This window comes from Sphingobium sp. TomMM7A, from assembly GCF_055397305.1.
Genome location: NZ_AP027311.1, coordinates 464,540 through 479,855, shown reverse-complemented (window position 1 = coordinate 479,855; position 15,316 = coordinate 464,540). Strand labels below are relative to the sequence as shown.

General features: G+C 61.8%; 11 protein-coding genes. 3 read left to right on the top strand and 8 right to left on the bottom strand.

Annotated features, from left to right (window positions below):
• Positions 1–16 precede the first annotated feature (16 nt).
• The gene (gene gltX, locus ACZ5ZH_RS02530) at positions 17–1,480 is read left to right on the top strand and encodes a glutamate--tRNA ligase (protein WP_464772069.1); all 1,464 of its coding nucleotides are present in this window, start codon (positions 17–19) and stop codon (positions 1,478–1,480) included.
• A 10-nt stretch (positions 1,481–1,490) separates the two neighbouring features.
• Positions 1,491–2,777: a citrate synthase gene (locus ACZ5ZH_RS02525; protein ID WP_449471612.1), complete on the top strand. Its 1,287-nt coding sequence runs from the start codon at positions 1,491–1,493 to the stop codon at positions 2,775–2,777.
• Positions 2,778–2,830: 53 nt separating this feature from the next.
• Here the strand turns inward: ACZ5ZH_RS02525 and ACZ5ZH_RS02520 are convergent, their stop codons facing one another.
• The 4 genes from ACZ5ZH_RS02520 to ACZ5ZH_RS02505 all read right to left on the bottom strand — a co-directional run bounded on the left by ACZ5ZH_RS02520 (position 2,831) and on the right by ACZ5ZH_RS02505 (position 6,897).
• Positions 2,831–4,213, bottom strand: a complete 1,383-nt coding sequence (locus ACZ5ZH_RS02520; protein WP_464772068.1) for a sensor histidine kinase — start codon at positions 4,211–4,213, stop codon at positions 2,831–2,833.
• A complete protein-coding gene (locus ACZ5ZH_RS02515) occupies positions 4,213–5,304 on the bottom strand; it encodes a DUF2336 domain-containing protein (RefSeq protein WP_464775204.1) in 1,092 nt (363 codons plus the stop codon). The genes ACZ5ZH_RS02520 and ACZ5ZH_RS02515 overlap by 1 nt, the downstream gene beginning before the upstream one ends.
• Before the next feature lie 45 nt (positions 5,305–5,349).
• The gene (locus ACZ5ZH_RS02510) at positions 5,350–6,516 is read right to left on the bottom strand and encodes a hypothetical protein (protein WP_460987728.1); all 1,167 of its coding nucleotides are present in this window, start codon (positions 6,514–6,516) and stop codon (positions 5,350–5,352) included.
• A gap of 78 nt (positions 6,517–6,594) precedes the next feature.
• Positions 6,595–6,897: an Hpt domain-containing protein gene (locus ACZ5ZH_RS02505; protein ID WP_449471605.1), complete on the bottom strand. Its 303-nt coding sequence runs from the start codon at positions 6,895–6,897 to the stop codon at positions 6,595–6,597.
• A 79-nt stretch (positions 6,898–6,976) separates the two neighbouring features.
• Here ACZ5ZH_RS02505 and ACZ5ZH_RS02500 point away from each other — a divergent pair, with 79 nt between their 5' ends.
• A complete protein-coding gene (locus tag ACZ5ZH_RS02500) occupies positions 6,977–9,649 on the top strand; it encodes a coiled-coil domain-containing protein (protein WP_460987727.1) in 2,673 nt (890 codons plus the stop codon).
• Between the two features lie 135 nt (positions 9,650–9,784).
• Here the strand turns inward: ACZ5ZH_RS02500 and ACZ5ZH_RS02495 are convergent, their stop codons facing one another.
• The 4 genes from ACZ5ZH_RS02495 to wecB form a co-directional block, all read right to left on the bottom strand.
• The gene (locus tag ACZ5ZH_RS02495) at positions 9,785–11,896 is read right to left on the bottom strand and encodes a GumC family protein (protein WP_460987726.1); all 2,112 of its coding nucleotides are present in this window, start codon (positions 11,894–11,896) and stop codon (positions 9,785–9,787) included.
• Complete coding sequence (locus ACZ5ZH_RS02490; RefSeq protein ID WP_460987725.1) at positions 11,896–12,606, bottom strand: polysaccharide biosynthesis/export family protein; 711 nt, start codon at positions 12,604–12,606, stop codon at positions 11,896–11,898. Before ACZ5ZH_RS02490 ends, ACZ5ZH_RS02495 begins: the two co-directional genes overlap by 1 nt.
• 122 nt (positions 12,607–12,728) lie before the next feature.
• On the bottom strand, positions 12,729–14,024 hold the full coding sequence (gene wecC / locus ACZ5ZH_RS02485; protein WP_460987724.1) for a UDP-N-acetyl-D-mannosamine dehydrogenase: 1,296 nt from the start codon (positions 14,022–14,024) through the stop codon (positions 12,729–12,731).
• A 136-nt stretch (positions 14,025–14,160) separates the two neighbouring features.
• A complete protein-coding gene (gene wecB / locus ACZ5ZH_RS02480) occupies positions 14,161–15,306 on the bottom strand; it encodes a non-hydrolyzing UDP-N-acetylglucosamine 2-epimerase (protein WP_449471597.1) in 1,146 nt (381 codons plus the stop codon).
• Positions 15,307–15,316: the final 10 nt, after the last annotated feature.

Here is a 15,316-nt window from a genome sequence, read left to right as displayed (position 1 = left end):
ATGAATGAGCAAGGCGATGTCGAGGAATAAAGCGGTGAGTGCAACGGGTTTGAACAAGCAGGTCGTAACCCGTTTCGCGCCATCGCCCACGGGATTTCTTCACATCGGCGGCGCGCGCACCGCGTTGTTCAACTGGTTATTCGCCCGGCACCATGGCGGCAAGTTCCTGTTGCGCATTGAAGATACCGATCGCGCCCGTTCGACAGAGGAAGCTGTCGCCGCGATCTTCGACGGCCTTGAATGGCTCGGCCTTGCAGGCGACGAACCCGCCGTCTTTCAGTTTGAGCGATCGCAGCGGCACGCAGAGGTCGCTAACCAGTTGCTCGCCGCTGGCCATGCGTATCGCTGCTACGCGACCCCCGAAGAACTGGCTGAACTGCGCGAACAGCAGCGCGCCGCAAAGCAGCCGATGCGTTATGATGGCCGCTGGCGGGACCGCGATCCTTCGGAAGCTCCAGCCGATGCCCCGTTCGTCATCCGGCTCAAGGCGCCACGCGAAGGCGAAACGGTCATCGACGACGCGGTCCAGGGCCGGGTAGTCGTGCAGAATGCGGAACTGGATGACATGATCCTGCTCCGCTCCGACGGAACGCCGACCTATATGCTCGCCGTGGTTGTCGATGATAACGACATGGGCGTCACACATGTGATCCGTGGCGACGATCATCTGAACAATGCGTTTCGCCAGCTCGGCATTATTAAGGCGATGGGCTGGGAAGAGCCAGTCTATGCCCATATTCCTTTGATCCACGGATCGGACGGCGCAAAGCTATCGAAGCGGCACGGAGCGCTGGGTGTCGATGCCTATCGCGACGAGATGGGCATGCTGCCCGAAGCCGTGCTCAATTATCTTCTGCGTCTCGGCTGGGGCTATGGCGACGAAGAAACCATCTCACGAGATCGCGCAATCGAGCTGTTCGACATAAGCGGCGTCGGCCGATCGCCCTCCCGCTTCGACATCAAGAAGCTTGAAAATCTCAATGCATTCTACCTGCGCGAGGCCGACGACCAGCGCCTGGCGGAACTGGTTATGCCGCGCGTGGCGCAACGGCTCGGCACGACCCCGTCGGTCGAGGCGATGGCGCTTCTTGCGCAAGCCATGCCTTCGCTCAAGCCACGCGCGAAGACACTTAACGAGATTGCCGAGGGCGCCGAGTTCCTGTTCAAGGCAAGCCCGCTGGATTTTGACGACAAGGCTATTGCTCTGCTAGACGACTCGGCGCGCGAGCTGCTTGGGAAGACCGCCGACGCTCTTGATTCCGTCCCATCCTGGACGGTCGAAGCGATCGAGGAAGCGATCCGCCGCGTGGCAGAGGAAGTCGGATTGGGGCTGGGCAAAGTCGCTCAACCTCTACGCGCGGCGCTAACCGGTCGCACGGTTTCGCCGGGGATATTTGATGTCCTTTTCCTTCTTGGAAAAGACAGGAGCTTGGAGCGGCTCGCGGATGCCAGGCAGGCATCGCGCGCTGTTGGCAATTAAGGAGAACGAGATGTCGGACAATAATGCCACTTTGACAGTCGGCGGCGATACCAAGGACTATGGTATCCTGAGCGGTTCCGTCGGCCCCAAGGTTATCGACGTTCGCAAGCTCTACGCCAACACCGGCATGTTCACCTATGATCCGGGCTTCACTTCTACGGCCAGCTGCGATTCCGGCCTGACCTATATCGATGGCGACGCCGGCATCCTGCTGCATCGCGGCTACCCCATCGATCAGCTGGCAGAACAATCCAGCTTTATGGAAGTCAGCTACCTCCTGCTGAATGGCGAACTGCCTTCGAAGGCGGATCTGGAAGATTTCACCCGCACGATCACGCGCCACACCATGGTGCACGAGCAGCTCACCACCTTCTATCGCGGTTTCCGCCGCGACGCGCACCCCATGGCCATCATGTGCGGCGTGGTCGGCGCTCTGTCCGCATTCTACCATGACTCGACGGACATCAATGATCCGGAACAGCGCAAGATCGCCAGCCACCGCCTGATCGCCAAGATGCCGACAATCGCGGCCATGGCGTACAAATATTCGGTGGGACAGCCTTTCGTCTATCCCCGCAACGACCTCAGCTACACCGCCAATTTCCTGCGGATGACCTTCTCGGTCCCCGCCGAGGAATATGAGCCCGATCCGGTCATCGTGGACGCGATGGACAAGATCTTCATCCTGCATGCGGACCATGAGCAGAACGCATCGACGTCGACCGTCCGTCTCGCTGGCTCGTCGGGCGCCAACCCCTTCGCTTGCATCGCCGCTGGCATCGCCTGCCTCTGGGGTCCGGCCCATGGCGGCGCGAACGAAGCCGCGCTCAACATGCTTCGCGAGATCGGCACGGTGGACCGCATTCCGGAATATATCGCCCGCGCCAAGAACAAGGATGATCCGTTCCGCCTGATGGGCTTTGGCCATCGCGTGTACAAGAACTACGATCCCCGCGCGACCGTCATGCAAAAGACGGCAAAGGACGTCCTGGCAAAGCTGGGCGTCAACGATCCCGTCTTTGACGTCGCCAAGGAACTGGAGCAGATCGCGCTCAACGATCCTTACTTCATCGAAAAGAAGCTCTACCCGAATGTGGACTTCTATTCGGGCGTGATCCTGTCGGCGATCGGCTTCCCGACCGAGATGTTCACGGTGCTCTTCGCCCTCGCCCGCACGGTTGGCTGGGTCGCGCAGTGGAATGAAATGATTTCTGACCCAGCGCAGAAGATTGGCCGTCCCCGCCAGCTCTACACCGGCCCGGCAGAGCGCGACTATGTCCCGGTTAGCCAACGCTAATCGCGGTCAGCCGATAAAAAAGGAACGGCGCCAAATCGGCGCCGTTTTTTATTCTAGCTGCTTGCCGGTAGCGTCAGCGTAAATCGCGCACCCCCACCATGGGCATCGCCGATCTGAATGTCTCCACCCATGGCAAGCGCAAGTCGGCGAGAGATATAGAGGCCAAGACCGCTACCGCCAGGATCACTCCGGCCGAGCCGTTCGAACTTTTGGAAGATGCGCTCTCGACTATCTTCCGGGACACCTGCTCCTTGATCCATGACAGCGATCCAGGCTCGTCCGTCATCGACGCCAGTCTCTATCCGCACTTCGCTATCCTCGGGCGCGTAGCGCACAGCGTTGCCGACGAGGTTCATCAGGATTTGCAGGGCGCGCCGGAATTCACCCGTCGCAACGGTTTTGTGCTCCGCCTCTGGTGGGAAAAGCTTGATCTTGCGGCTCATCGCCTTGACCACAAACAGCCCTGCGGCCCGTCGTCCAATATCGGCCAGGTCCACATCCTCGGTCGCAACGGTGAAGTCCAGCCTGTCGATCGCCTGCAAGTCCGCCAGATCATCGATCAACGCCATCAGATGACGTCCGGCTGCCGCGATGTCGGAAGCATAACCCGCATAGTCCGGGCGCAACGGCCCATCGAACTGCGCGTTGATCGAATCCGCATTGGCGATGATCCGGCCCAGCGGCTGGCGCAGGGAACGATCGAGGCGCCGCCCGAACTCCGCCGGATATATGACAACGGCGGGCGCAGGCGGCACATGCGGGGCCAGAATGGCTCGGTCCAATGGAAATGCCTTGCCCCGGTAACCCAATAGCTGCCCCGCCAGATCGAACATCGGGAAGCCCGAAAGCCGAAAGCATTGCTCAGGTTCGGCAATCAAGGTCGCGATCTGGTCACGGAAGGCGCGACGCTGCGCAAATCCGCGCAGAATGGCCAGGTCACCCTCCTCATCCGGCCGCAGTTCGAAATAACTGGTCAGACGGCTACCGGGTATAGGCGGCTGCTGGGGCAAGGCACTTTCTGGCCCTACCCCTTCCAAAACCATCTGGAACCGTAGTTGCGTGTCGATCTGCCAGGTCCAGCCTTCCGCCACTGCGGCAATATCTGCTTCCCGACGCACCATATCGGCAGGAGCAGCAGTTGCTGGCCGCTCATTCCATTCGATCACGGATATCTGCACGCCGTCAGCTTCAGGCTTTGCCCGAACCCACATGTCGATGTCGCCGCGCCCGGCCGCCGCCGTTACCGATCGTGAAACGGTAACAGAAAGGCGCGACGCAAGCCGCGCCAGTGCTGCCAACTGAGGAATAGCCAGCACCGCGCCAAGATCGGAGCCCGCCTCACGCTGCAAGGCCAGCAAAGGCGCATCCGCGCTCAACAGCAATCCATTCGCCGCTACAGTCGCGCGGATAATGGCAGGATGCACCGGCATATTCATCAGACAGTGATCCGCCGCAGATGATCGATTTTCGCACGCAGTGCCCGAGGCGCGCGTAACGCGTCCACCAAACCGTCCGCCTGCGCCTCTGTCAACGCTTGATACCGCTCCGCCTCCACGATGATCGCAGCGTCCGTGAGCGAAGGCCGGACAGGCCGCAATGCCATCAGCAGATGACGATAGTCGGCATCCGATCCCCCTAACGATCGGCACAGCGCTGCCAGTTCAGGGACCGGCCCCATCACCAATATGTCGGCAACATGCGCGCTATCCATGCGCAATCGCCGAGCCGCGAGGGACGCAAATAGCAGGAATCGCCGCTGGCCCAGAGCAGCGCCCAGCAATTCGGGCATGTCGGCACGTTCGCCCAGGCGGCGCACCAACCTGTCTGCCGCTGCGATCGGACTCCGACTCTCGTCATGTTCAGCCAATAAGGCCCACCCAGCTTTTTCGACCGCGGGCAGGATTTCTCCAGCATCCAATAACGACATCCGCTGAACGACAGCCATCAGGCACGCGGCAGCGGTCCATAGGAGTTCCGCATAATGTTCGGCAGGAATATCCGGCTGCATTGGCTCGTCTTCCCCGCCCAGCGTCAGCCAACGTCCCTCCGCCATGGCAAGGGCGGCAAGCGCTTCCGTCACGGTTGGATCATCGGTGGGAAAGATGATCTCTGCTTCCGTCTCGTCCAATCGATCATCGGGCTGACCAAATTGCCGCAGCAATAGCGTAACACCTGCACGCATCTGCATGTGGGAGAGCAACGCCGGGCCGAGCAATGTTGGCTGAGCGCAAATGGTCGGCCAGCAAATCGCTTCGGGCTGCTGCGCCAGCAGGCTCGTCACGTCTGGCCGGTCGAGAGCGAATCGCAGGGCATGTTCGATGCCAGTGACGCAGCCGCCCAGATGGCGCCGCGTTTCGGCCATCAGCGCATCGTGACGTTCCCGCCCTTCATTGGGAAAGAAAAATGCCAGATCAATGGCATGACCCACGGGCACGGCGGACATGCCGGCCAGGACGCGTGCCGCAGGCCAACTGTCCGCCGCCGTTGGTCCGGTAAGGAACGAAAAGGCACTCATGGCGGCCAACATAGCCGCACGTCCTTAAAATGCACTAAACCCTATGCGTGAAATATATCAGGCGGGTTTGCGCAGGATGATCGCACCTGCGGATGCTATGGCGGCCAGCATTGCGACTTGAAAACCCATCATCGCCGCGCCCAGCGAAGTCGTCAGTAACAGAAGGATCACCGCGCTTGCGGGCGTGAAGATCATCCAGGCCCTCGCTCCCCCCGTCCTGTTCCAGCGGTCAGCAAATTGAATGATGGCAAGCAGCAGCGCGAGGCATGTCGCAAGCACGCTCCCTCCTGCGAGGGATATACCGCCAACCGCGAAGAAGGGGACAACGAATGCGGTCCATCCAGCCGGTGGCGATCGGAGGGCCAGTTCATCCAGCCGATCCGCGATTTCCGCGAGCCCTAATGCCAGCAATAACAAAAGGAACCCCGTCGCGGGCCAAAGCAACTCTATCGGCACTAGGGCAATCGCACCCAAAGCCATGGCTGCAATGCGCACTTGTGCCGCCGGGACTTGGGTGCGCATCAGGGCGGGGCTGAACAATCGAGCGGCAGGGCACAAAATATAATGTTCAGCCAAGCCCCGCATTCTCTTCGCCGACGAACCAGCGGACATCACCGCTTGAGCGACCAGATCCGCCTGCGCCTGCCCATCGACCAGCGCTACGCGCCCCGTCAGCAGATCATCCTGTGGAACAGTGATTCGGCGAGCGCCATTCTGCACGGCCGCTCGAACGAGTGTCAGCGACAGGTCCCAGTCACCGATCATGTCGAGCGTGCCGAAAAGCAGGTCTGGACTGATCCGGGCCAGGCCAGCCCATCGCTGACCTGCATCGATCCTTTCCAGCGGAGCGCTGGCATGACTGTCATCCGTGACCAGAAGGGCGTTGCCCTCCCGCTCGGCTATGGCATCGAAATGACCCTGTGCAATGACGACCCCGTCAGCAACCAGAACCACATCTGCATCGCGCGGCGCGTCCCGGACCATGGACACCATATCGCGAACCAGGGCGACGGAAATCCCGTCGGCACTCAACCTGTCCACCGCCTGTGAAAGGGCGGGCGTTATGACACTCACAAGTATCATGATGCGATCTGCCCCCGCCCGGGCAGCTTGGCGCGCCTGATATTCGACCAGCGTCTGCCCCGCAAAATGCAGGCTGGCGCGGAGGGCCGCCGAAGAATCGCTGGACGCCCGGCTGGCGCTGAGAATGGCCGCAAAAGTCATGCTGAGATGGAACTGACCCGTTCTTGTGTGAACCTGCCTTTTCGCAAGGCTGCCGCCATCACGCAAGCATGCTGCGATTCAGGTCTGCTGAAGACGGTCAATCGCCATCCGCAATTGACGAAGAATGCGGGGATCGCCCCTTGCACAATCCGCTGCCTCATCAGCCAATGCCATGAGGTGCGTAAGGCCAAAACTCGCCGCCAACCCCTTCAGCCGCCATGATGCGACTTCCCAGTTCGCGTCGGACTGCGCATTGCGGAGGAGGTCCAGCTGGCGTTCGGCGCTTTCCATGAAGGCCACACGAAGGTCCGCGATCAGCGTGAAATCTTCGCCGACAGCGGCAGCAAGAGCAGCATTCAGGGCACCAGGATCGTATGACATGGGCCGAACGCTATCGGGCTTGCGTTAAGTTTTGGTAACAGGGCATTTTGTTGCGCTGAAAAGATGGTAGGATGGGGTCATGACCGGGGGCAGCACCATCGTCGAATTTTGGCGAGACAAAAGCATCGCGACTTCTGACGAGTCGCGGAAGGACGATACACTGCTGTTGGAGCAGGTCGTCGATGACAGCGATGAAGACGTCGAGGCGGAGGAGCACGGCGATCCTTTCAGTCGGCGGACGCAGGCCATATTCGGCTTCGCAGCTCTGCTGTGGCTTGGCTTTGCTGGATGGGCGACAGTCTCGACGAACCAATGGCAGGCAGGCCCTGCTGCGTGGCCTGGCCTGATCACGACCATATTGCTGCCGGTCGTGGGGCTTGGCGTCTGCTATCTGCTGCTCGCTCGCACCAGCCGAGCCGAGTCGCGCCGCTATCTCGACACGGCGCGCGCGCTACACGCGGAGGCGGAGCAGCTGGAAGCCCGGCTCAGCCGCATTAACAATCAGCTGGCTACCGCCCGAGAGGCCATGCAGGACCAGGCCGAACTGCTCGACAGCTATGGCGCGGCCGCCAGCAGCAATATGGAGGCCTCTGCCGAACTTATCGCCAGTCGCGCCCACAGCACGACCGAAAAGGCGGAAGCTGCCGAGCGCGCAGGAGCCGCCCTCGTTACGCGCATGGATGCCCTGATCTCTGCCATGCCGGAACTGGAGGATCGGGCCAGTCGCATGGCAGCGCAGATCATCGATAACGGCCATGCGCTGGCGGAACGGATCGACACGCTGGAGGCTCGGCTTCACGCTCTTGGCGAACTGTCCGACGATGCCCGCGCCCGCACACTGACCGCTACGAAGAGCCTGTCGAGCCAGCTCACCCAGTTGCAGGAGGCTACCCGCTCCGCGACCGAGGAAGTGAACGGCATGGCCGACATTGCGGCTGGGCGGATCGACGCCACAGCGCAAAGCGCCCGCCTGACGATGCAGGAAGGAGCAGCTGAACTGGATCGGCAGGCAAGCACCCTCGCCAGCCTGCTGGAACGCGCACGCGCTGGCATAACCAATAGTGCCGAAGCGACGATCGAATTGCTCACGCAAAACCTTGACCGGGTTGAAGGGGACGTGCGGCAGCGCCTTGAAACGACTGTGGCGCATGCACAGCAGAGCATGGCGGCGGCCGATCGTGATCTGACGGCGCAAGCTGAGGCGCTCCGCGCGCTCGTTGAAACGGCTCAGGCGGGCATTGCCGCGACGAGCCAGAACGCTCTCGCTGCTCTGTCACATGACTCCGAACAGATCGAAACTCAACTTCGTGAACGCACTGAAGCCGCCTTCGCCCGCGCGAAGGAAGGCGTGACCTTCACTGAAGAGGGTCTGGCGCGACAGGCGGAGGCTCTCGACGCGCTGGTGACGCGCTCACGCGGCGATATCCAGAGCATCGGCGACGAAACCGTCTCGGCCATTTCCGATCACATGAGCGAGGTCGAAAGCCGCCTCCACCAGATCAACGATCTGGTCGAAGGACAACGCGCGCTCGTGTCCGGCCTGCATGCGACGCTTGGCGAGGCCATCGAAAGCGCGCAGTCACGTTTTGCCGCGCTGGAAGAAAGCGCCTTGTCCCGCAACGATCGGCTTACCGAGGCACTTTCCCGCCTTACCGTCGAAACGCAGCGGATCGATGACGCCCTGGCTGCCGGTGGGGTTACGGCGGAAAAGCTGATCAGCTGTGCGGAAACCCTACTTGTCGCCCTTGATTCTAGCGTCCGGGAGCTGGACGAAACCTTCCCCGCCGCATTGCAGCGCTTCGACACGCGCATTTCCACGAGCCGCGAACTGCTTGATAGCGCGGCACCGGAAATGGAGCGGCTGGAGGCCATTTCCGAAGCGCTGGTCGGCCGCACCCAAGAGGCTGAGGAACTGCTACGCGGTCAGGGCCGCCGCCTTACCGAATGGCTGGAAAGCACGCAAAGCGGGGTGGAGGCCAACCGCGAACTGGTTGAGAAGCTCCGCACAGCCCTCGATCACGCTCATCAGGACGCGACGCGAATCACCGAAGGCGCTGGCCCATTGCTGGTGACCGCATTGCTGCGCGTCAAGGATACCGCCGATCAAGCTGCCGAGCGAGCGCGCCAAGCACTAGGCCGTGCCATCCCGGACGCCGCGCAGTCTCTTGCTGAAGCCAGCGAGGCCGCCCTTCAGCAGGCAGTCGATGACAAGGTAACGGCGCAGATCGAAAAGCTCGCTCAGGTCGCGGAGGAGGCTGTTCGCGCTGCGCACCAGGCATCCGATCGCCTTACGCGGCAGCTGCTGACAATTGCCGACACAAGTGCGAGCGTTCAATCCCGGATCGAGGAAGCGGAGCGGGCCGCCGAAGACCGCGACCGCGATCATTTTGCGCGCCGATCGGCCCTGCTTATCGAATCGCTCAACAGCACCTCGATCGACGTCGCCAAAATCCTGTCGAACGACGTGACAGACTCGGCCTGGGCCTCCTATCTCAAGGGCGATCGCGGTGTTTTCACCCGCCGGGCGGTCAAGTTGCTGGATGCAGGGGAATCGCGTGAGATCGCCCTGCACTATGACAATGATGCCGAGTTCCAGGAGCATGTGAACCGCTACATCCACGATTTTGAATCCATGCTGCGGATCATCCTTTCCGCGCGGGACGGCAATGCGCTTGGGGTGGCGGTGCTTTCGTCCGATATGGGCAAGCTCTACGTCGCGCTAGCTCAGGCGATTGAACGGCTGCGTCAGTAAAATTCGCGGACAAAGACCGAGGAAGCCATCGCGAGGATGGAACCGGACCATGCCGGGCGTCAAAAGGGTGATGCCCTAGCTGGCATCGCAAGTCCGGCCCCTCACTCGATGAAGAGCGACGGAGACAGTCAGCCCCTACCCGTTCCTATGATACTCATATTCAAACGCGCGGCCCTGTTGCTTGGTCAGCACTGCGCCAATGATGGCGCCGCCCGCCCGGCGCAAGCGGTCTACAGCCACTCTCAGGCCACCATGATGGTTGCGCCCCCACTCCACGATCAGCACCGTCGCCTCCGCCTTCGACGCGAGTAGCGAAGTATCCGGGACACCCAAGATCGGAGGTGCATCAATCAGCACCGTGTCATAACGTCCCTGAACGGCCGCGAGCAGCACGTCCAACGCGGACGTAGATAGAAGTTCAGCGGGATTAGGCGGGATCGCGCCGCTAGGCAGAAGCGATACCCCAGGGACATCGCTACCGACGATCACATCCTCCGCCTTGGCCTGTCCCGTCATGACTTCGCTGAGGCCGCGTTCGGGCGTGACATGGAACAGGCCATGCTGTCGCGGCCGACGCATGTCAGCGTCGATCACCAGCACTCGGCGATCGAGCTTGGCAAGGGCGAGAGCCAGTGCGTGGACGGTCGAAGATTTGCCTTCACCTTCCTGCGCGCTGGTGATCAGGATGGAAGCAGGCAACCCCGCCGAGGATGCGAGCAACAGCGAGGATGCAATCGGCACATAGGTTTCCGCAGCCGGCTTGTCGGTAACCGGAACCGTCCCCAGCAGCGGCATGTTCGCACGCTCCGCCAGCGTATCGGCAGACGTCACGGCGTCATCGAACACATGGCGTCCCGCGACCATCAGCAAACCCAGCAACAGACCGCCAAGCGAAGCCATCAGCATCGTGATGCCGATATTCGGCGACGATGGCCGTGAAGGGACGGCGGCACGGTCCAACGGCTGTATGCGCCCCGCCTGAAAACCAGCTTGCGATGCCATGTCACGATAACGCTGAAGCAGGCTGTCATGCAGCAGCCGATATGTATCGACCGAGCGCTCGAGGATGCTCATCTGCACGCCCCGTCCACGCTCTGCCTGCGCCTGGCGCTCCACGCCTGCGATCTCAGCCTCGATCTGCTTCTCACCATGTACGGCAACTTCAAACTGCTCGTGCAAGGAGGCGCGGATGCTGTTCGCCATTACAATCGCCTGATCGTCCAGCGCGGCCAGCCGTGCCCGGGCCTCCCGCATTTCGGGATGGGCGTCCTTGCGAAACTGCCGCTCCTCCACCACCGCTGCCCGCGCTTGCGCCCGTTGCGTCATCAGCTGCTGCATCGCGCCGTTGTTCAGCACTTCAGGCAGCGTCTCGACACTGGACAGGCGGGCGCTTTCCCAACGCTTCTGCGCTGCGATGCGATCTGCGGTCGCCTGAGCGCGAAAGGCATTCAACTGCGCAAGCCGCGTCGCGGTCGTACCGTTCGAGTCGGCGGACCTTTCGCCTCCATCCACATCCGTCGCTGAAGGCACCCCGGTCTGAGCGGCATAGGCGGCAAGGTCTCGTTCGGCGCGCTCCAGATCCCGTCTCGCACTGTCCAGCTCCCCCAACAGAAAACGTCGCGCCTGAACGCCGGATTCAAATCCGCGCTTCAGGTCCGCTCTGATCAGACTGTCGGCATAGCTGTTCGCGACCCGCGCCGATAATATGGGATCGGCACTTGTGAAGCTGATGCGGATGACACGGCTTTTGCCGGGCAACTCCACTTCCAGGTTGTCGCGCAGAAGGCCGATGATGGCTTCGGTTTCGACCTGTCGCTGGCTGAGCGATCCGGACCCGCGCTCGGGGCGCCGTTCATTCATACCATCAAAAAAGGTTCGGCTGCCGACCAACGCCAACTCGCGGGCCACATCTTCGGCCAAGGCGCGGCTGCGGAGCACCTCCAACTCGGTCTGCATCAGCGCTTCATTGTCAGCGGGCGCGGCCGGGCGCTGGATTGCTCCTGCTCCCGCCGCGCCTGCGGGTACGTCCTCGACCTCGACCGAAGCTGTAGCGCGGTAATCAGGCGTCGAAAGAAGTATGAAAATGGTGCCCGCCAGCACACAAAGCGCCATGGTGACCAACAGGATGATACGATGACGCCATATCGCCGTCCAGGCAGCGCGGGCGGCCGTCACAATGCGAGCGCTGCGTCCCTCCGGTCCAAAGGGCGCATGGTCGTTATCGATGCGGATCGTACGGCCTGCCATCAATGCTCTCCGTCGAGAGACACAAAGGCCGCCCCCAGCACAGGCAGCGCCAGCAATGTCCCGCCCAGAATGGCCTTCGCTCGTGATAGCCCAACTATGATCGTATCGCCCGGCAGAATTTCAGGGTCCAGCGCCTCGCCCCGGCGGATCGCGTTCAAGTCGAACATCGCCGCTTTCCGTTCGCCTTCCACCAGACGAACGACGACGATCTGCTTCAGGCTGGCAAGGCGGCTCGGCCCCCTCGCCAACGCGACAGCTTGCAGCAACCCGACGCGTCCTTCGACGGGATAAAGCCCTGGCTGCCTCACCTCGCCATCCACAGTGATGCGACGACCGACGGCCTTTTTGACGAAGACGGTAACTTGAGGGGAAACCAGATAACGCTCGCCGAGCTTTCCAGCGATCACGTCTGAGGCCTCGCTGGCGGACAAGCCTGCGACCGGCACATCGCCAATCAACGGCAGACGCACCATACCCGCCGCCGTGACCGCCGCATCCTCCAGCGACAGGCCGGGTTCATGATATATCTGCACCCGCAGCACATCATCAGGAACGATGTGATAGTCCAGGCCGACAGCCTGCGGGGCGGGTATCACCGCATAGGCGGCCGCTTCTCGGGGGGCGTCTTCAACCGTTGCACAGCCGCCAAGCGAGGCAGAGGCCAGAATGATGGCCAGAGCCCTATGCTTCCTGTTGGTCGGCCAGCCCATTGGTGAAAATTCCCCACGCCTTTCAAACAGTCCGCCGAGGGGCGAAACGCTTGGGCGGGGTTAGCGAGGCTAAATGGCCATGGCAACTGCGGCCAAGGCGCTCTGGGCCAAGCAGCTCTCGGTCAACCCGCCATACGCCCCGGCTGATCGTGCGGCAGGCGGCGCGGCTGGTCCGGCCATACGCCGCGCGTATCGTAAACCGCCTTGCCAAAACGCTCGTCCACCGGGACTGATTTGAACATATCATGATCAACCAGAATGACGAAAACGCCGCATTGTTCCAGAGCCGTATCGAGATCGATGAGTTCCGCCCCGGTGCCCGCAAACTCCATGGGCAAAGCCTGCGCGTAAGGCTCAACCAACTTGATGCGGCGGCCGTAACGGCGGGCCAGACGGCTTGCCACTTTCACGGCGGGACTTTCGCGGAAATCGTCGATATTTGCTTTGAAGGCCAGGCCGAGGCAGGCGACGTCCTCGCCCGGAAACTCGTCTATCAGGTCCGATACCTTTGCAACGACATGGTCGGTCTTTGCATCATTCACCTCGCGCGCGGCGCGGATCAGGCGGCTATTCTCCGGATCGCCATGGACGATGAACCAGGGGTCCACTGCGATACAGTGCCCGCCCACTCCCGGTCCGGGTTGAAGGATGTTCACGCGCGGGTGACGGTTGGCGAGGCGGATCACTTCCCACACGTCAATGTCCATGCCTTCCGCAATGACGGACAATTCGTTGGCGAAGGCGATATTGACGTCGCGGAAGCTGTTTTCGACGAGCTTCACCATCTCGGCGGCACGCGCGCTGGTCGTGATGCAGGCTCCCCGCACGAACTGACGGTAAAAGGCCAATGCCTTGCGCGCGCATCGCGGCGTTATGCCGCCGATGCAACGGTCATTGTCGATCAATTCGACCAGAATGCGGCCCGGCAGAACGCGCTCCGGGCAATAGGCGATTGCGACGTCCCCGGCCGTGCCCGGTCCTGGCATTTTGAGGTCAGGGCGAATCTTCGCGAACAGGTCCCGCATGGCCTCAGTGGTGCCGACGGGTGATGTGGACTCCAATATTACCGTGTTGCCCGCTTTCAGTACCTCAGCAACGGTTCGCGCCGCGTTCAGCACATAGGAGATATCCGGCGCGCGATCTTCCGCTACCGGCGTGGGAACAGCGATGATGAAAACGTCGCTCGGTTCGACAGTCAGGCTAGCCCGCAGGTTCCCGCGCGCGACCACGCCCTGCACCAGGCCATCCAGATCGACTTCCTCTATATGCACTCGGCCCGAATTGACGGTTTCAACGACATGAGCGCTGACATCGACGCCCACGACATGCGCTCCGCCGCGGGCGATAAGGGCCGCAGTCGGCAGCCCGATATAACCCAGCCCGATGACGGAAACCTTCTGCTGCTTGTCGATAGGCATGCAATAATCCCGGAAAATCTATCAGTTGCCCCTGTTTTTGAAGGCAAATGCTGAAGATTCCGGTAACGAACGATCCCCGGACGATGAGGTCGAAAACTGTTGGCGAACGCAGGATCAGCAGACGGGCGCGGCCAAGCTATGCCGCCTCCTCCAGACCTTCCGCCTCGACGCTTCCCGACGCGATGACAGCCGCGATCCGCTGCGCCGCGCGGCCATCGCCAAAGGGATTATGCGCCCGTGCCATCGCCCGATAAGCCTCGTCATCGTCGAGCAACGCCAACACCTCACCAACAATGCGGGCACGGTCGGTGCCCACCAGCTTGGCCGTCCCGGCCTCCACGCCCTCAGGTCGCTCGGTTGTTTCGCGCATCACCAGCACCGGCTTGCCAAGCGACGGCGCTTCCTCCTGCACGCCGCCGCTGTCGGTCAGGACCAGATGGCACATGTCGAGCAGTCGCACGAAATGCGGATAATCGAGCGGTTCGATCATCGCGACGTTCGGCAGCTTCCCAAGGACCGCCTCCATAATCGGGCGCACATTGGGATTGGGATGAACGGGGAAGATCACCGCCACATCCGGACGAGCCGCAATGTCGGCGATGGATCGGGCAATCGCTTCCATGCCCCCGCCGAAATTTTCCCGTCGATGGCTGGTGACGGCGATGATGCGCTTCCCTGAAAAGCGCGACGCCAGTTCATCAAGGCCCGCCGCGAGGGCTGGCGTGCCCGCAATCCGCTCGCGCGTCGCAAGCAGCGCGTCGATCACCGTGTTGCCGGTGATGTGAATGCTGGCCGCATCGCGATTTTCCCGCATCAGGGCATCGGCCGCCGCGCCGGTGGGCGCAAAGTTCATGTCGGCCACGCAAGCGACGACGCGCCGGTTCACCTCTTCAGGCCAGGGATGATAAATATCCCCACTGCGCAATCCCGCTTCCACATGCGCGACCGGAATTTGCCGATAGTAGGCGGCAAGGCTCGCTACCATGGTCGTCAGCGTGTCACCATGCACGACGATCCGATCCGGCTTCTCCGCATCGAACGCCTTGCCCAGATCGACGATCAGCTTTGCCGTGAGACCATCCAGAGTCTGGTTCGGCGTCATGACGTCGAGGTCGATGTCCGGCTTGATACCCGCAATGTCGAGTACCTGATCCAGCAACCCTCTATGCTGCGCCGTGACGATCACGCGCACGTCGACATGATCCCGCGCGCGCAACGCGTGAATGACGGGAAACAGCTTGATCGCTTCGGGGCGGGTCCCGAATACCACCGCAACTTTCATCTTTGCCCCC